Consider the following 15,027-nt stretch of genomic DNA (forward strand, 5'->3'; position numbering starts at 1 on the left):
CCGAGAGTCATCTCGTGGGTAACAAGCATATTCACTTTGGTCAGAATATTGTGCAGACCAGAGTTATCTTTTTTATTTAAATCTTCTGTATTAGGTCGAAATGGCAATTTAATTGGCTCTGAATAATCGAATAATTGTAGTTAAAGTAGCTAGATATGCATTAACGTGCTAAACATAACTAGAATAATTACACAGTTCTCTTTTCTAATCATCTTTGGAGGAGCTATGAGAAAAGCAGTGGTTAGTTGTGTATATGCGGCGGCGCTGGCAGGTTTTGTTATGAGTGCAGGCGCTAGTGCTGAAGAAGGAACACGTACCGGCACTAAGGTGGCCTCTTATAACAACAGCTCAGATTATAAGATAGGTTTTGCCTTTGACCGTGGAGCGAGTTTCACAGCGCAGCTGTTTAACAATATTAATCTATCAATAGGTAACAAGGGTTTTGCTGGTGACTATCTGTTTTTAACCGATGAGAAATTTAGCCCTAAATTGCCTTTTAGCTGGTATTTAGGCGTTGGTGGCTTCTACGATTGGGATAAAGACAATAATTGCAATGATAATTGTAATGGTTATGGTGTTCGGGTGCCGTTCGGCCTAGATTGGAATTTCGCCAGCCGCTGGGATACCTATGTACAAGTGGGTCCGGCAGTGGATATTGATGATGATTTCCACATCGAAGTGCAGGGCGCCATTGGTATTCGTTTCGCGCTCTAGCGAAGCATAATACCTAACATATTAAAACTAAAATAAAAAAGGAGCCGCTGGCTCCTTTTTTATGTGCAGTGATGCTAATTTTCTACTGGGATTAGAATCCGCGTGGTAGCTGACCCTTTCCCGCTAGTTTGGCTCGCCACAGCTCTTTAGGTGTCATGCCTTTATTAGCTTTAGCATCAGAGCCTTTTGCATCTGTCTTAGGGCTTGCTTTAGCTGGTTTTGCAGCGGCTTTCGGTTTTGCCGCCTTGGCCTTCTCTGTCTTAAGTTTTGCAGTTTTGACAGTTTCGGTTTTCGCTTTAGGCGCTTCAGTGCCTTGCTCGGCTAACATGGCTTCAAGATCGCTAAAACGCAGTGACTTGCCGCCGTCGATCTTGTACCAGCTACCCTTTTGCTCGATAGATACGGTCTTGCCTTGAGCCTTGCTTAGGGCAGTCTCTAACGCGCTAATTACCTCTTCTTTAGTCAAGTTTGACATAGTTTTAACCTATTTATTGATTATCTGTAATTGAAGGTTTGCAGTAATTTTATAGTTTAACTGGTAAAAAAGTCCAATTTTCACAGAGTTTCAACCTATTTCTATGATCTGGCAGTCAATTATGGCTAAACTAAAGCCAATAAAAAGCGGTAAACATACAGTGGATACCGATGAGGGGTTGAATTTAGGAGTTTGAATGCAAGGTTCAGAATTAACGCAATATCTGGCAGAGTTTTTACAGATCTCAAATTATAAAGATTATGCGCCCAATGGGTTGCAGATTGAAGGTAAGGACAGGGTTAAAACTATAGTAACAGGGGTCACCGCTTGTCAGGCCCTGATAGACAGTGCCATAGCGCTTAACGCCGATGCTCTGTTAGTCCACCATGGCTTTTTCTGGAAAGGGGAGAGTGAGGTGATCACCGGCATGAAATATAGACGGATAAAATCACTCATCAAACACGACATCAACCTCTATGGTTACCATCTGCCCTTAGATGGTCATCCCATGCTGGGGAATAATGCCGAGCTGGGACGTGCCTTGGGGGTGATAGATGCCGAAGCGATAGAGGCATCGCCTCAGGGATTGGTGTGGCAGGGGCGTTTGGATATGCCGATGGCTGTCACTGAGTTTGCTCAGTTACTTAACAATGTGCTTGGCCGTGATCCACTGCACTTAGGTGAGGGCGACAGGCAGATCCAGCATCTGGCCTGGTGCACGGGGGGCGCGCAGGATTATATCGATTTTGCCGTGTCTCAGGGGGCCGATGCCTTTATCAGCGGTGAGGTGTCAGAGCGTACTTTCCACAGTGCCATGGAGCAGAATATTCATTACTTCGCCGCCGGCCACCACGCCACCGAGCGTTTTGGGATCAAAGCCTTGGGCGAGCACCTGGCCGAAAAGTTTGGCTTAGTACACCATTTTGTCGATATTCCTAACCCTGTGTAATAGCATAAGCTGCAGAGAAGATATTTTGTCTTCGATAGTCATTAAAAAGGCCGCTAAGCGGCCTTTTTCTGTTTTTGTATTAGGGTTTATTTTGTCTTTAGGGGGTTATTTCACCCGCATACCTGGCTGAGCACCCTCATGAGGCTCTAAGATCCACAAATCTTTCTTACCTGGGCCTGCGGCTAACACCATGCCTTCTGACATGCCAAATCGCATCTTACGCGGCGCGAGGTTGGCCACCATCACTGTCAGCTTACCTTCGAGATCTTCCGGAGCATAAGCAGATTTAATGCCGGCAAACACCTGTTTGGTGACGCCGCCGAGATCCAGCTGCAGTTTAAGCAGCTTATTGGCCTCGGGTACATGCTCAGCCTTGACGATACGAGCAATGCGCAGATCCAGCTTTACAAAATCATCGAAACTGATCTCATCGCTGATGGGATCGAGATCCAGCTGACTTGGCTCATTGGCTTGTGCATCACTCGCCTGCAGGTTTTCTGTCGATGCTTCGATAATGGCTTCGATACTCTTCATCTCAACACGTTGCATCAGAGCCTTGAACGGGGCGATTTCGTGTCCGGCAAGGTTGCGGTCCAGATCGGCCCAGGTCAGTTCTAACTGTAAGAAACCTTCTACATCTTTCGCAAGCTGAGGCAATACAGGCTTAAGGTAAGTCACTAAGATGCGGAACAGGTTAAGGGCATTGGTGCACACCTGATGGGCCTCTTCCTGCTTGTCTTCCTCTTTTACCAGCTGCCAGGGGGCTGCATCGGCAACATAGGCGTTGGCAATGTCGGCAAGGGCCATGATTTCACGCATCGCCTTACCGAACTCCCGGGTTTCATAAAATTCGGCAATGGTATCTTGTTTGGCTAAGAAGCTCTCAGTTAAGGAGAGATCGTTAATTTGAGCTAATTTGCCATCGAAACGCTTGCTGATAAAGCCCGCTGTCCGTGATGCCAAGTTTACTAGTTTACCAACCAAGTCTGAGTTAACCCGCTGGGCGAAATCTTCAAGGTTAAGATCCAGATCGTCGATTCGGCTGCTGAGTTTGGCCGCGTAGTAGTATCGCAGGTACTCAGGATTTAAGTTGTCTAAATAGGTACGGGCCTTGATGAAGGTGCCTTTCGATTTTGACATCTTGGCGCCATTCACTGTGACATAGCCGTGGGCGTAGACGCTGTTTGGCTTACGGAAACCGGCGCCTTCGAGCATGGCGGGCCAGAATAGGCTGTGGAAGTAGACAATATCTTTGCCGATAAAGTGATAGACCTCGGCAGTGGAATCCTTGGCCCAGTATTCATCGAAGTTAATATCGCCGCGCTTATCACACAGGTTCTTGAATGAGCCCATATAACCTATGGGAGCATCGAGCCAGACATAGAAGAACTTACCTGGCGCATCGGGGATCTCGAAACCAAAATAGGGGGCATCACGTGTGATATCCCACTGTTGCAGACCCTGCTCGAACCACTCGCCTAACTTATTGGCCATCTCCTGCTGCAACGAGCCTGAGCGGGTCCACTCTTTGAGCATCTCTTCAAAGGCGGGCAGATCGAAGAAGAAGTGCTCGGTATCTTTCATCACAGGTGTGGCGCCCGATACCGCCGATTTAGGGTCAATCAGATCCGTTGGGCTGTATGTCGCGCCGCAACTGTCGCAGTTGTCGCCATATTGGTCGGGTGACTTACACTTAGGGCAGGTGCCTTTAACGAAGCGATCCGGCAGGAACATGGATTTTTCTGGGTCAAACAGCTGAGAGATGGTTTTCGACTTGATATAACCGCCATCGCGCAGCTTGAGATAGATTTCGCTCGCCAGAGCGCGGTTCTCTTCGCTATGGGTGCTGTGGAAATTATCGAACTGGATATTGAAATCGGCAAAATCCTGCTGATGCTCTTTTTGCACCTGAGCTATCATCTCCTCAGGGGCCAGGCCTAACTGCTGGGCCTTGAGCATGATAGGAGTACCGTGGGCATCGTCGGCACAGATGTAGTGACATTCATGGCCGCGCAGCTTTTGGAAACGGGCCCAGATATCGGTTTGAATATACTCTAACATGTGACCCAAATGGATAGGTCCATTGGCATAGGGGAGTGCGCTGGTCACGAGAATTTTACGTTGTGAAGTTGCCATCTTGTCTCAAAAGTCAGTAAGTGCCCAAAAAGAATGGCATAGATAGTAACCGATCATCGCTAAAGTTTCATTAAAAGCTGCTTTAACTGAGCTAAATCTAGCCGAATACTGTTAGAATTTCTGATACACTTAGCCAAATTAATTTTAAGGGGTAGTCGTTTTGTCTGCATCTTCTCAGAATTATCACCTTAGTGATGATCTCCTCGGGCCAGTTTTGGCCATTTTAGACGCGTATCAAGATCCATATCTTCATCAGGGTTTAGTCACTGCAGGTTGCGTCACTAAACTGGCTATTGAAGATAAACGTCTGCAACTTGGGCTCTGTTACCCCTATCCATGCCAGAGTCAGTACCGTGATACTGTGATGGCGCTGACCCACAAGTTAGCCGTGCTGGATGCCATCGATGAGGTGGAGTGTGAAATCGATTTTCAGGCAAAGACAATCGTCTCTGGCGCCGTTGCACCATTGCCAAATGTCAAACAGGTGATTGCCGTAGCATCTGGCAAGGGCGGTGTGGGTAAATCGACCACAACCGTTAACCTGGCGCTGGCGCTGGCAGCTGAAGGCGCGAAAGTGGGCATTCTCGATGCTGATATCTACGGTCCTTCGATTCCTATCATGTTAGGTGTGCCCGATTTTAATCCTGTCTCTCCTGACGGCAAGATGATGACCGCCGCTAGCGCCCATGGCATTGCAGCGCAATCAATCGGCTTCATGCTTGGTGGTGATGAAGCCGCCGTTTGGCGCGGGCCTATGGCAGCAGGGGCTTTGACTCAATTATTGAATGAAACCCTGTGGCCTGAACTGGATTATCTGGTTATTGATATGCCTCCAGGCACAGGCGACATTCAGCTGACGCTGTCGCAAAAAGTGCCTGTCAGTGGTGCGGTTATCGTAACCACTCCGCAGGATATCGCGCTTGCCGATGCCAAGAAAGGGATCAGCATGTTTCAGAAGGTAAATATCCCTGTGCTGGGTATTGTCGAAAACATGAGTTTCCACCTGTGCAGCGAGTGTGGTCATAAGGAGTTTCCTTTCGGCCAGGATGGCGGCGTGAAGATGGCCGAGCGTTATCAGGTGCCGCTATTGGGCCAATTACCGCTTAAACTTAATATTCGCGAAGATGTGGATCAAGGTGTACCCACAGTGGTCGCCGATCCAGAAGGGCCAGTTTCGCAGCTTTATCTGGCGATTGCTCGTAAAGTGGGAGCGCAACTTGCGTTAACCCAAACCCAAGATGTTGTTTCTATTTCAATTTCAGATGACGAGTAAGGTTAAAGCATGAAATCGCAATGTGTGATCATCGGTATTGCAGGGGCATCTGCTTCGGGTAAGAGTCTGATAGCAAAGACGATTTATGAAGAATTGTGCCGCGATTTAGGCACAGATCAGATAGCTGTTATCGCCGAAGACTCTTATTATAAAGATCAGAGCCACCTCTCTATGGATCAGCGGGTGTTAACTAACTATGACCATCCTAAGGCACTTGATCATCAACTGCTGTGCGCGCATTTAGACGCACTTAAAAATGGTCAGTCGGTGGATATCCCCCAGTATAGTTACACCGAACATACCCGTATGGCCGAGACAGTGACGCTGACCCCTAAGAAGGTGATTATTCTGGAAGGGATCTTATTGCTCACTAATCCTGAGCTGCGAGAAAAGATGGATGCCAGTGTCTTTATGGATACACCACTGGATATCTGTTTCATGCGCCGTCTGGCACGTGATGTGGCCGAACGGGGACGCACCATGGAGTCTGTGATGAAGCAATATACGCACACCGTCAGACCCATGTTTTTGCAATTCATTGATCCATCGAAGCAATATGCTGATATTATCGTGCCAAGAGGCGGAAAAAACCGCATCGCAACCGATATACTAAAAGCCAGAATTCAACACCTTTTAGTCTAGTTACCCTGCCTGGTTGCTGTGGCTAATCACTATGGATAGTGGGAGTTAATTTGAATGCGTTTAACTGACGTAGAAATTGAAACATGTTTAGATGACGGCACAATTGCGATTGAGCCGCGTCCCGATGCCGATGCGATAAGCGGTGTGAGTGTGGATATTAAGTTAGGCTCCCAGTTTCGCGTATTTCAGGATCATACGGCTCCCTTCATCGATTTAAGTGGCCCAAGCGCAGATGTGCAGGCGGCGCTCGATCGTGTGATGAGCGATAAAATCGAGATCCCAGAAGGGGAAGCCTTCTTCCTGCATCCAGGGGAATTAGCCCTGGCTGTTACCTATGAAACCGTGACTCTGCCGGCTGATATTGTTGGCTGGCTCGATGGCCGCTCATCCTTGGCAAGACTCGGGTTAATGGTGCATGTCACGGCTCATCGTATCGATCCCGGTTGGCAAGGGAAAATTGTGCTGGAGTTTTACAACAGCGGTAAGCTGCCTCTGGCACTGCGCCCCAGGATGACCATAGGCGCGCTGAATTTTGAACGCCTAAGCTCACCTGTTGCCAGACCCTATAATAAGCGCGTTAGCGCCAAATACAGGGATCAGCAGGAAGCGGTGGCCAGCCGGATAAGTCAGGACAGATAATGTCTGCCAATATTTGGGTTAACGGAATTTTCCAGGACAAGGTTTCTGCATTCGACAGAGGGCTTGCCTACGGCGATGGTCTGTTTGCGACTATGCGCAGCAGCAAAAACGGCGTGCTGTTTTTTGATGCCCACCTACGGCGTTTACAGCAAAGTTGTCGCCGTCTGGGAGTAGTCTGGCAGCCTAGCGAAGAGTTGCGGCAACTGATTGAAAAGGTCGGAACCGAAGGTGCGGTGGCATCGCAGCGGGATGTGTGTGTTAAGTTTCTGCTCAGTCGTGGTGTCGGCGGGCGCGGCTATCAGGCGCCAGAGTCGGCACAATTAACCGAGGTGGTGTCCGTGCACGCCATTCCAGCACACTATGCTGACTGGCAATCATCAGGCATAAATCTGCAGACCAGCGAGATGACCCTAGCCTTCCAGCCCCGTTTGGCGGGCATCAAGCACCTTAATCGTTTAGAGCAGGTCTTGATCCGCGCCCAAGCACTCGATGATGACTCAGATGACTGGCTGGTGCTCGATACCCAGGGGAATGTTATCGAGTCTTCGATGGCCAACCTGTTTTTGATTAAGGGCAAACAGGTGGTGACCCCGAGTCTGCAGGGCTCAGGCGTGGCGGGAGTGATGCGTGAGCAGCTTATTTACTGGTTTATTGACGCGGGCTTTCACGTCGATTGTCGCCCTGTGCTGTATGATGAGCTCAAAGATCACGCTCAATTTGATCACGCACTTCTCTCCAATAGTCTGTTTGGTGTGGTTGGAATCAAGCGTATCGATAAGCGGATGCTTAGCGCCAGCGAGCTTCCTCAAGGTATTTTAAACGACCTGGCGTTAGTATTATGAGTCGAACCTTAGTCAATCTTTTCGGTGCTCTTCTCTCCATTTTGACCTTGGCAGGAGTTCTGCTTTTTTGGGGCTACCAGAGCCTGATCTCCTATGGTGAATCATCGCTCAAGCTCAATCAGTCTCAGGAGCTGGAGGTTAAGCGTGGCGGCTCATTGATGCAGATAGCTAAAGGGTTAGAGGCCCAAGGGATCATTCAGGACAGCTGGAAATTAAAAGTGCTGCTCAAGCTGCATCCCGAGCTGGCCCATATCCGTTCTGGCCTCTATGAAATTACCCCGGATGACACAGTCAATAGCCTGCTGGAAAAGCTGAGCAGCGGCAAGGAGCTAGTATTTAGCGTTACCCTGATAGAGGGGCAGACCATCAAAGAGTGGCGTGCCCTGTTGCAGCAGCAACCCAGATTAACCTGGCAGGAGGATATCTTTAATCAGGTATTGATCGCCCATGGTGATAACTCTGGTCTGCCTGAGGGGAAATTTTATCCCGACACTTACCATTATGTGGCCGGGGATGATGTTAAGCTGGTCGTTGAGCAGAGCTATCTAAAGATGCAGGCTGAACTGGACAAAGCCTGGCAGGGGCGGGATAAGACAATTCCCTTGACGTCCCCTTACGAGCTATTGATCATGGCGTCCATCATAGAAAAAGAGACAGGCAAAGCCGAGGAGCGACCGTGGATTTCGGCGGTATTTACTAATCGGCTGCGTAAGAAGATGCGTCTGCAGACTGACCCTACTGTGATCTACGGTATGGGCGAACGCTATCAGGGCAATATCACCCGCAAAGATCTGCGTGAGGCGACCCCTTTTAATACCTATCGCATTAAGGGGCTGACACCAACCCCCATCGCGGCGCCAAGCGGCGCATCGCTGCATGCCGCTGCCCATCCTGCCGAAGTGGATTATCTCTATTTCGTTTCCCGAAATGATGGCAGCCATATATTTTCTAACACATTAACCGAGCACAATCGTGCGGTAGACAAGTATCAGAGAAATCGATGAGTCAACACAGCGCTAAATTTATCGTTATTGAGGGATTAGAGGGAGCCGGTAAATCGAGTGCCATCGCTTTAGTCAGAGATTTTATTGAGAAACATCTGGGCGAAGCGCCTATCTGTACAAGGGAGCCGGGCGGTACTCCTTTGGCCGAGAAAATTCGTGATCTGGTGAAAATCGCCGAGCCAGGTGATCCCCTCTGTGATGAGGCGGAATGCCTGCTGATTTACGCAGCTAGAGCACAGCTGGTGGCCAATGTGATTAAACCAGCCCTTAGTCGTGGTCAGTGGGTGCTGGGCGACAGACACGATTTGTCATCGCTGGCCTATCAGGGCGGTGGTCGACAGCTGATGCCATTAGTCGCGTCTGTGAGTGAGGCGACCCTCAAAGGTTTTAAGCCAGATCTGACGCTTTATCTCGATATCGATCCCGTACTTGGGCTGCAAAGGGCGGCTAATCGTGGTGCGCTGGATAGAATTGAGCAGCAGGGCATCGACTTTTTTGAGCGGGCGCGTGCGACCTATCTTGCATTAGCGGCCGAGGATGAATCGATAGCCGTGATCGATGCCAGTCAGAATATGGCCGATGTGCATAAAGATATTCTTGCACTATTGCAGCAGCAGGCTTGGTGACCATGCAACAACCTTGGCATACACTTCCCTGGCATCAAGGCGTGATAGCCCAGTTTAGCCGACAGCTAAGCGCTGGGCTACAAGGGCACGCCTATTTGGTTGCCATGCATCAAGGGTATGGCGCCCTGGAGTTAACTGAGCAACTAGCTCAAAGCGCGCTCTGCACTGAGCCAACGCAGCAAGGCGGCTGCGGTCAGTGTAAGTCTTGTCACTTATTTTTGGCCGGTAACCATCCTGATTATCATAAAGTCGAGGCCGATGGTCAGCAGATTAAGGTCGATCAGATCCGTCAGCTATGCCAGGAGTTAAGCTCCACAGCGCAGCAGGGGGGCAGGCGGATTGCCGTGATCCAGCATTGCGAACGTCTCAACACTGCCGCGGCCAATGCGCTGTTAAAGACCCTCGAAGAGCCGGGCAGAGAGACACTGTTATTTCTGCAGACAGATACGCCGAGCCGTTTGATGTCGACCATTAGCAGTCGTTGTCAGCGATTACATTTTCAGTTGCCATCGACAGCCGAGATCCTGCAATGGTTGCAGCAGCAATATCCCCTCGAGCATGATGTAACCTGGTGCCTATCTACTGTCGGCGGGCCCGTCGAGCTGCTCAGTGCATTAGAGAGTAAGCGTTATGAGCAATTAGTGCAATTGCGTAAAGACTGGATTCAAAGTTTGTCGTCTGGACACCTCTGTGCTAACTTAACTCATGTGGATCAGAAGCAAGTTTCTGATGCGCTTAAAGTTTTGTTTTTAGTCTTGAAACAGAAGCTGATTAAACAAAAACAATACGATGCAGTTATTAACGCTAAGATAACCGATTTTGCTACCAAAGTGATGGCCACTTATCATGAGCTGAAGATGATGCCAAATGTGAATTACATGGCCATTTTTCAAATGTTTATCTTAGAATATCAATCAATTACTCAAGCTTAAGAGTCGAAAATTAAGAATATGGTCGATATTGTGGTTAATTTTGATACATTACATCAGCTATATCGTGCTTATATGCCTTTTATTCAGCCGGCAGGCTTGTTTGTCGCTTCAACTGAAGCCCATTATTTGGGGCAGGAATTGAACATTGCTTATCAACTGCCCGGTTCTACGACTAAGTATGAGTTTAAAGGTGTGGTGGTTTGGATTAACCCCTTAGGGGCATCGGGCGGGCGACCGGCAGGTGTCGGGGTGAAAATCGTCTCAGATGCGTCTACCCATAAACACCATATTGAAAACCTGCTTTCCCGCCAGCTGGCCTCAAGTGATTTGACCTGTACCATGTAGCTAGGTATCCTTTGCCTCTTTTGTGTTCTACTTGGATATTTGCGTGTTAATCGACTCCCATTGCCATCTGGATCGCCTTAAGGCGGCGCCGGATCATGACTCACTCGACCTCCTTCTTACTCAGGCAAAGGCCAGAGGTGTTGACTATTTTCTCTGCGTTAACGTTCGCCAGAAAGGCTTTCGTGAGATGCAGGCTAAGATGGCTGCATTTGAGCAGGTTTTTCTCTCTGCGGGTGTGCATCCACTGGATGTGAAAGAAGGCTTAGATACCCAGGAGTTACATCAATATATTCAAGATCCTAAAGTGGTTGCTATCGGCGAAACCGGACTGGATTATTTCTATGACGATGAAACCAAGGCACTGCAGCAGCAATGCTTTGAACAGCAAATTGCTCTGGCTGTCGAGGTGAATAAGCCGCTTATCGTCCATACCCGGGATGCCAGAGAAGATACCATTGCTCTACTTAAGGCTGGCCATGCCGACAAGGTGGGCGGTGTGCTGCACTGTTTTACCGAAAATTGGGAGATGGCCAAAGCCGCGCTGGATCTGGGCTTCTATATTTCTGTGTCTGGGATAGTGACCTTTAAGAATGCTGGCGATCTACGCAGTGTTATCCGTAAGGTGCCGCAGGATCGCCTGCTCGTCGAAACCGATGCACCTTATTTGGCTCCAGTGCCCCACAGAGGTCAGGAGAATCAGCCTGCCTATGTTCGCGATGTGGCTGAGTTTGTCGCCGAGTTGCGCGGTGAGTCTTTCGAGGCATTGGCTCAGGCGACCACCCAAAACTTCTTTAATCTATTTAAAGATGCCGCCACATTAGTACAGCGTTAAACCTTTGGATAGATAAGAGATAGATAAGAGAGAGATAAAAAAAGACCCAAAACTATTCCGATTGTTTTGGGTCTAGGGGAATGGCTCTTTTCAGAGCCGTGCGCTACTGTTTGAGAACACCTCAATCTTTGTCTCAGGTTTTAGAGTGTAGCCAAGTTAAAAAAATCTGCCAATTAGTTTAAAAAATAATCAATTCATTTTTGTAATAAATTATAACTTCCTAAACTTAAATAAGGTAAGTCATTGTTAAATAATGATGTTGTTACTATTTGATGGGCAGATTTTATCTTTAACCAATTCCCTGGGCAGGTTGTTTTTCAGTTTACTGCCTAAATGCTTGACCAATCCTAGGCTCGCGCCGTGATAGCTGACGACCTGTTCACCCTGCGCCTTAGTCGGGCTTTCGAGCTGGATATCACGTCCCATCAAATATTGCGTCGCCTGGAGCTCATCGAGGGGGATAGTGCGATCACTTTTTGCCAGGGCAATAATAGCTTCGTGTTTGACTTTAAAGCCTTTTTTGATGGCATTCGCCAGTTTTATTCCTATGCGCTGAAAACGGATTTTACCGATAAGCGGTAAGATATTATCGGGAAATAGCCAAAACTCATCATCACGCTGCATCAAGGTGCCGTGCTGCTCAAGCTTAATATCAAAGGTAGAAAAATAATCGCTCAAGGCCTGCTGCTGTTTTTTACTAACGGCGGTAAATGGGAAGTTTTTCTGTGGCTTAGGCTCAGGTTTAAGCCGTGCTATGTCGGCAACCTTTCTGATTTTTGCTACGAAAAAACCTTCGCTGTCATAAATTTGTGGCCAGACATGTAAAAATCCCTCTGGTGTGCAGGCTTTGTCGGCGCCCACAAACAGATTGTCGAGTGATTCAAACTCTACGGCATCACCATAGCGACTCTTCAGTGCTAAGCAGACTTCCTGATTCTCCAAGCGATTAAGGGTGCAGGTCGAATAGACTAGGCTGCCGCCTGTCTTTAGGGCAGCCAAGGCCGATTCGAGCAGATCGATTTGGGTCGCCGCAATTGACTCAATTTCATCGCTATCCCAATGTTTTAGCGCGTCGGGGTCTTTACGCACTGTGCCTTCTCCGCTGCAGGGGGCGTCAAGTAGAATGGCATCGAAACTGTTATACAGGTATTCGCCAAATACGCGGGCATCGAAGTGGGTCAGGGCGCAGTTTTTGACGCCCATACGCAGCACATTGGCATGCAGAACCTTTACCCGGCTGGAAGAGTATTCGTTGGCGACCAATACCCCCTGATTTTGCATCATCATCGCCAGTTGCGTGGTTTTAGAGCCGGGCGCCGAGGCCATATCCAGCAAGGTGAGGGAAGTAGCATCCTCTATGCCTTGGGGGAACAGAGCCTGCGGTGGCAGCATGGAGCTAGCTTCTTGAATGTAAAACAGCCCCTGAATATGCTCAATTGTGTTGCCGAGCTGAACATCGGGCTCAACCTGGATCCAAAAGCCGCTGCCGCACCAGGGGATAGGCTCAAATTGCCAGCCTTTTTCCTGCATCAGGGTCAAAAATTCATCCACGCCTATCTTGAGGGTATTGACACGAATCGATGCCCTGAGGGGCTTATCACAGTAAGCGATAAAATCATCCATTGTGAGATGACTGGGCATATCTTTAGCTATGCTATTGATAAAATTTTGATTTAGTTGAACCATAAGAGAGAAAAACAAGATATTGTTAGCTGGCAGTATATCACACAGATAGACATGCCTTAGGGAATAAACTTCAGGACGCAAGGAGTTTTTGTGCTAAATCGCATCTGGTTACTCTTTTTTGTGGCAGCCCTTGGTGCCATAGGGATCTCGTTATTTCAGGGGCAGTGGCAGGTTTTGTCAGATGCGGTCGATGCGCTTTTCTCCAGTGCTAAGCTGGCGGCCGAGATCGCGCTGGGCTTGATAGGTGTGTTATCCCTGTGGATGGGCTTGATGCGAGTGGGCGAGAAAGCTGGGGTAGTGGGTGTGATAGCCAAGATCTTTGAGCCACTGCTGCATAAGCTGATGCCAGAGGTGCCAAGAGGGCACCCGGCCTATGGCAGTGTGACCATGAACTTAACCGCTAATGTGCTGGGACTGGATAATGCGGCTACCCCCCTTGGGCTAAAGGCGATGCAAGATCTACAGCGTCTTAATCCAGATAAGTCGATAGCCACTAACGCGCAGATCCTGTTTTTGGTGCTTAATACCTCGTCAGTCACACTTGTGCCTGTGACGGTTTTTCTCTATCGGGCCCAGCAGGGGGCGGCGTCACCAGCCGATATTTTCCTGCCGATTTTATTAGCCACAACTGCCTCAACCTTGGTAGGCGTTTTGGTGGTGGCCTTGTTTCAGCGTTTATCTTTATTAAACAGTGTGGTTCTGGGTTATGGCGCTGTGATTTTGGGCAGTATCACTGCGCTGGTTTTCTATTTAGGTACCTTGAGTGCCAGCGCCATTGGAACCCTCTCTACCGCCATGGGCAATGGCATCTTACTGCTGCTGATCTTCAGTTTTATTCTGGTCGCAGGTTTTCGTAAGGTTGCCGTGTATGACGAATTTATTAGTGGCGCCAAGGAGGGGTTTGAGCAGTCGATAAAGCTTATCCCATACCTGCTCGCGATGTTGCTTGCTATCGCGCTGCTGCGAGCCTCTGGCGCCCTGGATTATCTTCTGTACCTTATCGCCTCCGTGGTGAATATTTTGGGCGGTGATACCCGCTTTGTCGATGCCTTGCCTACTGCGTTGATGAAACCCTTTAGTGGCTCGGGGGCGCGCGCCATGATGTTGGAGACAATGCAGCATTATGGTGTCGATTCTTTTGCCGGGCGGCTAGCTGCGATAGTACAAGGCAGCACGGAAACCACATTCTATGTGCTTGCTGTCTATTTTGGGGCTGTGGGCATTCGAAATGGGCGCCATGCTTTAGCCTGTGGTTTAACGGCGGATCTCGCCGGTATTTGCGCGGCAATAGCTGTGTGTTACTGGTTTTACAGCTAATGTTATCGATATCAGTCAAGCATGAGTTTGTGGAGGGCTTTAACGTCCTGGTTAGGTAACGCTTTTATGCTAAAGCCCTATTGAGAAGAAGATTAAAACATCAGAGGCATCAAGATGAGCAACCAAGTGAGGCCACAAAGCAGTAAGCTTATAAATACAGCCGCCGATGCGATATCTTTTGCCTGACCGCTCAAAGGATGGTATTCATCGCCGATGCGATCAACAACGGCTTCGATAGCCGAGTTTAGTAGCTCAGTGATCAGTACAATAAAGACAGTCATGACAAGCAAGATGCGCTCAATAGTGGTGATATCCACTAAAAAGGCGATAGGTAGCATGAGTAAAGCGAGCACTAACTCTTGTCTAAATGCGGCTTCCGATTGCCAGGCCTGTTTAAGCCCTTGAATTGAGAATCCTGTGGCGCGAAAAACCCGTTTAATACCGTAATTATTTTCCGGTTTCATTATTTTTCCATCTATAAAAAATTAATGATAATAGTAACCTAGCTTTCAATCGATGGAAGTATAACATCTCGAAGGCAATTGTTATATTGCCTGCGCTTACTTTGAACTAGACTCAATAGGGCAAACAAGCATTTTACTGGCTCAAGGAGGA

16 protein-coding genes are annotated in these 15,027 nt (G+C 48.5%); 12 read left to right on the forward strand and 4 right to left on the reverse strand.

From position 1 onward, the window contains the following. Positions 1-225: 225 nt before the first annotated feature. Positions 226-714: a hypothetical protein gene (locus tag LZP69_RS03880; RefSeq protein WP_234198859.1), complete on the forward strand. Its 489-nt coding sequence runs from the start codon at positions 226-228 to the stop codon at positions 712-714. A 91-nt stretch (positions 715-805) separates the two neighbouring features. Here LZP69_RS03880 and LZP69_RS03885 read toward each other — a convergent pair whose 3' ends face one another. Further along, positions 806-1,189: a hypothetical protein gene (locus LZP69_RS03885; RefSeq protein ID WP_234198860.1), complete on the reverse strand. Its 384-nt coding sequence runs from the start codon at positions 1,187-1,189 to the stop codon at positions 806-808. Between the two features lie 196 nt (positions 1,190-1,385). On the opposite strand from LZP69_RS03885, the gene LZP69_RS03890 reads away from it, so the two are divergent. Further along, the gene (locus LZP69_RS03890) at positions 1,386-2,138 is read left to right on the forward strand and encodes a Nif3-like dinuclear metal center hexameric protein (RefSeq protein WP_234198861.1); all 753 of its coding nucleotides are present in this window, start codon (positions 1,386-1,388) and stop codon (positions 2,136-2,138) included. A gap of 105 nt (positions 2,139-2,243) precedes the next feature. On the opposite strand, the gene metG is transcribed toward LZP69_RS03890, so the two are convergent. After that, positions 2,244-4,274 carry a methionine--tRNA ligase gene (gene metG, locus LZP69_RS03895; protein WP_234198862.1) on the reverse strand — a complete coding sequence of 677 codons (2,031 nt, stop codon included), beginning with the start codon at positions 4,272-4,274 and terminating at the stop codon, positions 2,244-2,246. A 160-nt stretch (positions 4,275-4,434) separates the two neighbouring features. Here metG and apbC point away from each other — a divergent pair, with 160 nt between their 5' ends. The 9 genes from apbC to LZP69_RS03940 are packed head-to-tail and all read left to right on the forward strand — an operon-like array spanning position 4,435 to position 11,409. Further along, a complete protein-coding gene (gene apbC / locus LZP69_RS03900) occupies positions 4,435-5,547 on the forward strand; it encodes an iron-sulfur cluster carrier protein ApbC (protein WP_234198863.1) in 1,113 nt (370 codons plus the stop codon). Positions 5,548-5,556: 9 nt separating this feature from the next. Further along, positions 5,557-6,189, forward strand: coding sequence for a uridine kinase (gene udk / locus LZP69_RS03905; protein ID WP_234198864.1), 633 nt, complete (start codon positions 5,557-5,559; stop codon positions 6,187-6,189). A 54-nt stretch (positions 6,190-6,243) separates the two neighbouring features. Next, a complete protein-coding gene (gene dcd, locus LZP69_RS03910) occupies positions 6,244-6,828 on the forward strand; it encodes a dCTP deaminase (RefSeq protein WP_234198865.1) in 585 nt (194 codons plus the stop codon). Beyond that, positions 6,828-7,670 (forward strand): aminodeoxychorismate lyase, encoded by an 843-nt coding sequence (gene pabC, locus LZP69_RS03915; protein ID WP_234198866.1) that lies wholly within the window; start codon positions 6,828-6,830, stop codon positions 7,668-7,670. The genes dcd and pabC overlap by 1 nt, the downstream gene beginning before the upstream one ends. Then, complete coding sequence (gene mltG, locus LZP69_RS03920; protein ID WP_234198867.1) at positions 7,667-8,674, forward strand: endolytic transglycosylase MltG; 1,008 nt, start codon at positions 7,667-7,669, stop codon at positions 8,672-8,674. Before pabC ends, mltG begins: the two co-directional genes overlap by 4 nt. Further along, positions 8,671-9,300, forward strand: coding sequence for a dTMP kinase (gene tmk, locus LZP69_RS03925; protein WP_234198868.1), 630 nt, complete (start codon positions 8,671-8,673; stop codon positions 9,298-9,300). The genes mltG and tmk overlap by 4 nt, the downstream gene beginning before the upstream one ends. Before the next feature lie 2 nt (positions 9,301-9,302). After that, a complete protein-coding gene (holB, locus tag LZP69_RS03930; protein WP_234198869.1) occupies positions 9,303-10,232 on the forward strand; it encodes a DNA polymerase III subunit delta' in 930 nt (309 codons plus the stop codon). 18 nt (positions 10,233-10,250) lie between these two features. Next, positions 10,251-10,577, forward strand: coding sequence for a PilZ domain-containing protein (locus LZP69_RS03935; protein WP_234198870.1), 327 nt, complete (start codon positions 10,251-10,253; stop codon positions 10,575-10,577). Positions 10,578-10,620: 43 nt separating this feature from the next. Continuing rightward, on the forward strand, positions 10,621-11,409 hold the full coding sequence (locus LZP69_RS03940; protein WP_234198871.1) for a TatD family hydrolase: 789 nt from the start codon (positions 10,621-10,623) through the stop codon (positions 11,407-11,409). A 246-nt stretch (positions 11,410-11,655) separates the two neighbouring features. Here the strand turns inward: LZP69_RS03940 and rsmF are convergent, their stop codons facing one another. Continuing rightward, positions 11,656-13,095: a 16S rRNA (cytosine(1407)-C(5))-methyltransferase RsmF gene (rsmF, locus tag LZP69_RS03945; protein ID WP_234198872.1), complete on the reverse strand. Its 1,440-nt coding sequence runs from the start codon at positions 13,093-13,095 to the stop codon at positions 11,656-11,658. A 90-nt stretch (positions 13,096-13,185) separates the two neighbouring features. Here rsmF and LZP69_RS03950 point away from each other — a divergent pair, with 90 nt between their 5' ends. Beyond that, entirely contained in the window at positions 13,186-14,412 is a 1,227-nt protein-coding gene (locus LZP69_RS03950) for a nucleoside recognition domain-containing protein (RefSeq protein WP_234198873.1), read from the forward strand. A 92-nt stretch (positions 14,413-14,504) separates the two neighbouring features. On the opposite strand, the gene LZP69_RS03955 is transcribed toward LZP69_RS03950, so the two are convergent. Next, positions 14,505-14,876, reverse strand: coding sequence for a diacylglycerol kinase (locus tag LZP69_RS03955; RefSeq protein WP_234198874.1), 372 nt, complete (start codon positions 14,874-14,876; stop codon positions 14,505-14,507). Positions 14,877-15,027 lie beyond the last annotated feature (151 nt).

This window comes from Shewanella sp. AS1, assembly GCF_021412565.1.
GTDB lineage: Bacteria > Pseudomonadota > Gammaproteobacteria > Enterobacterales > Shewanellaceae > Shewanella.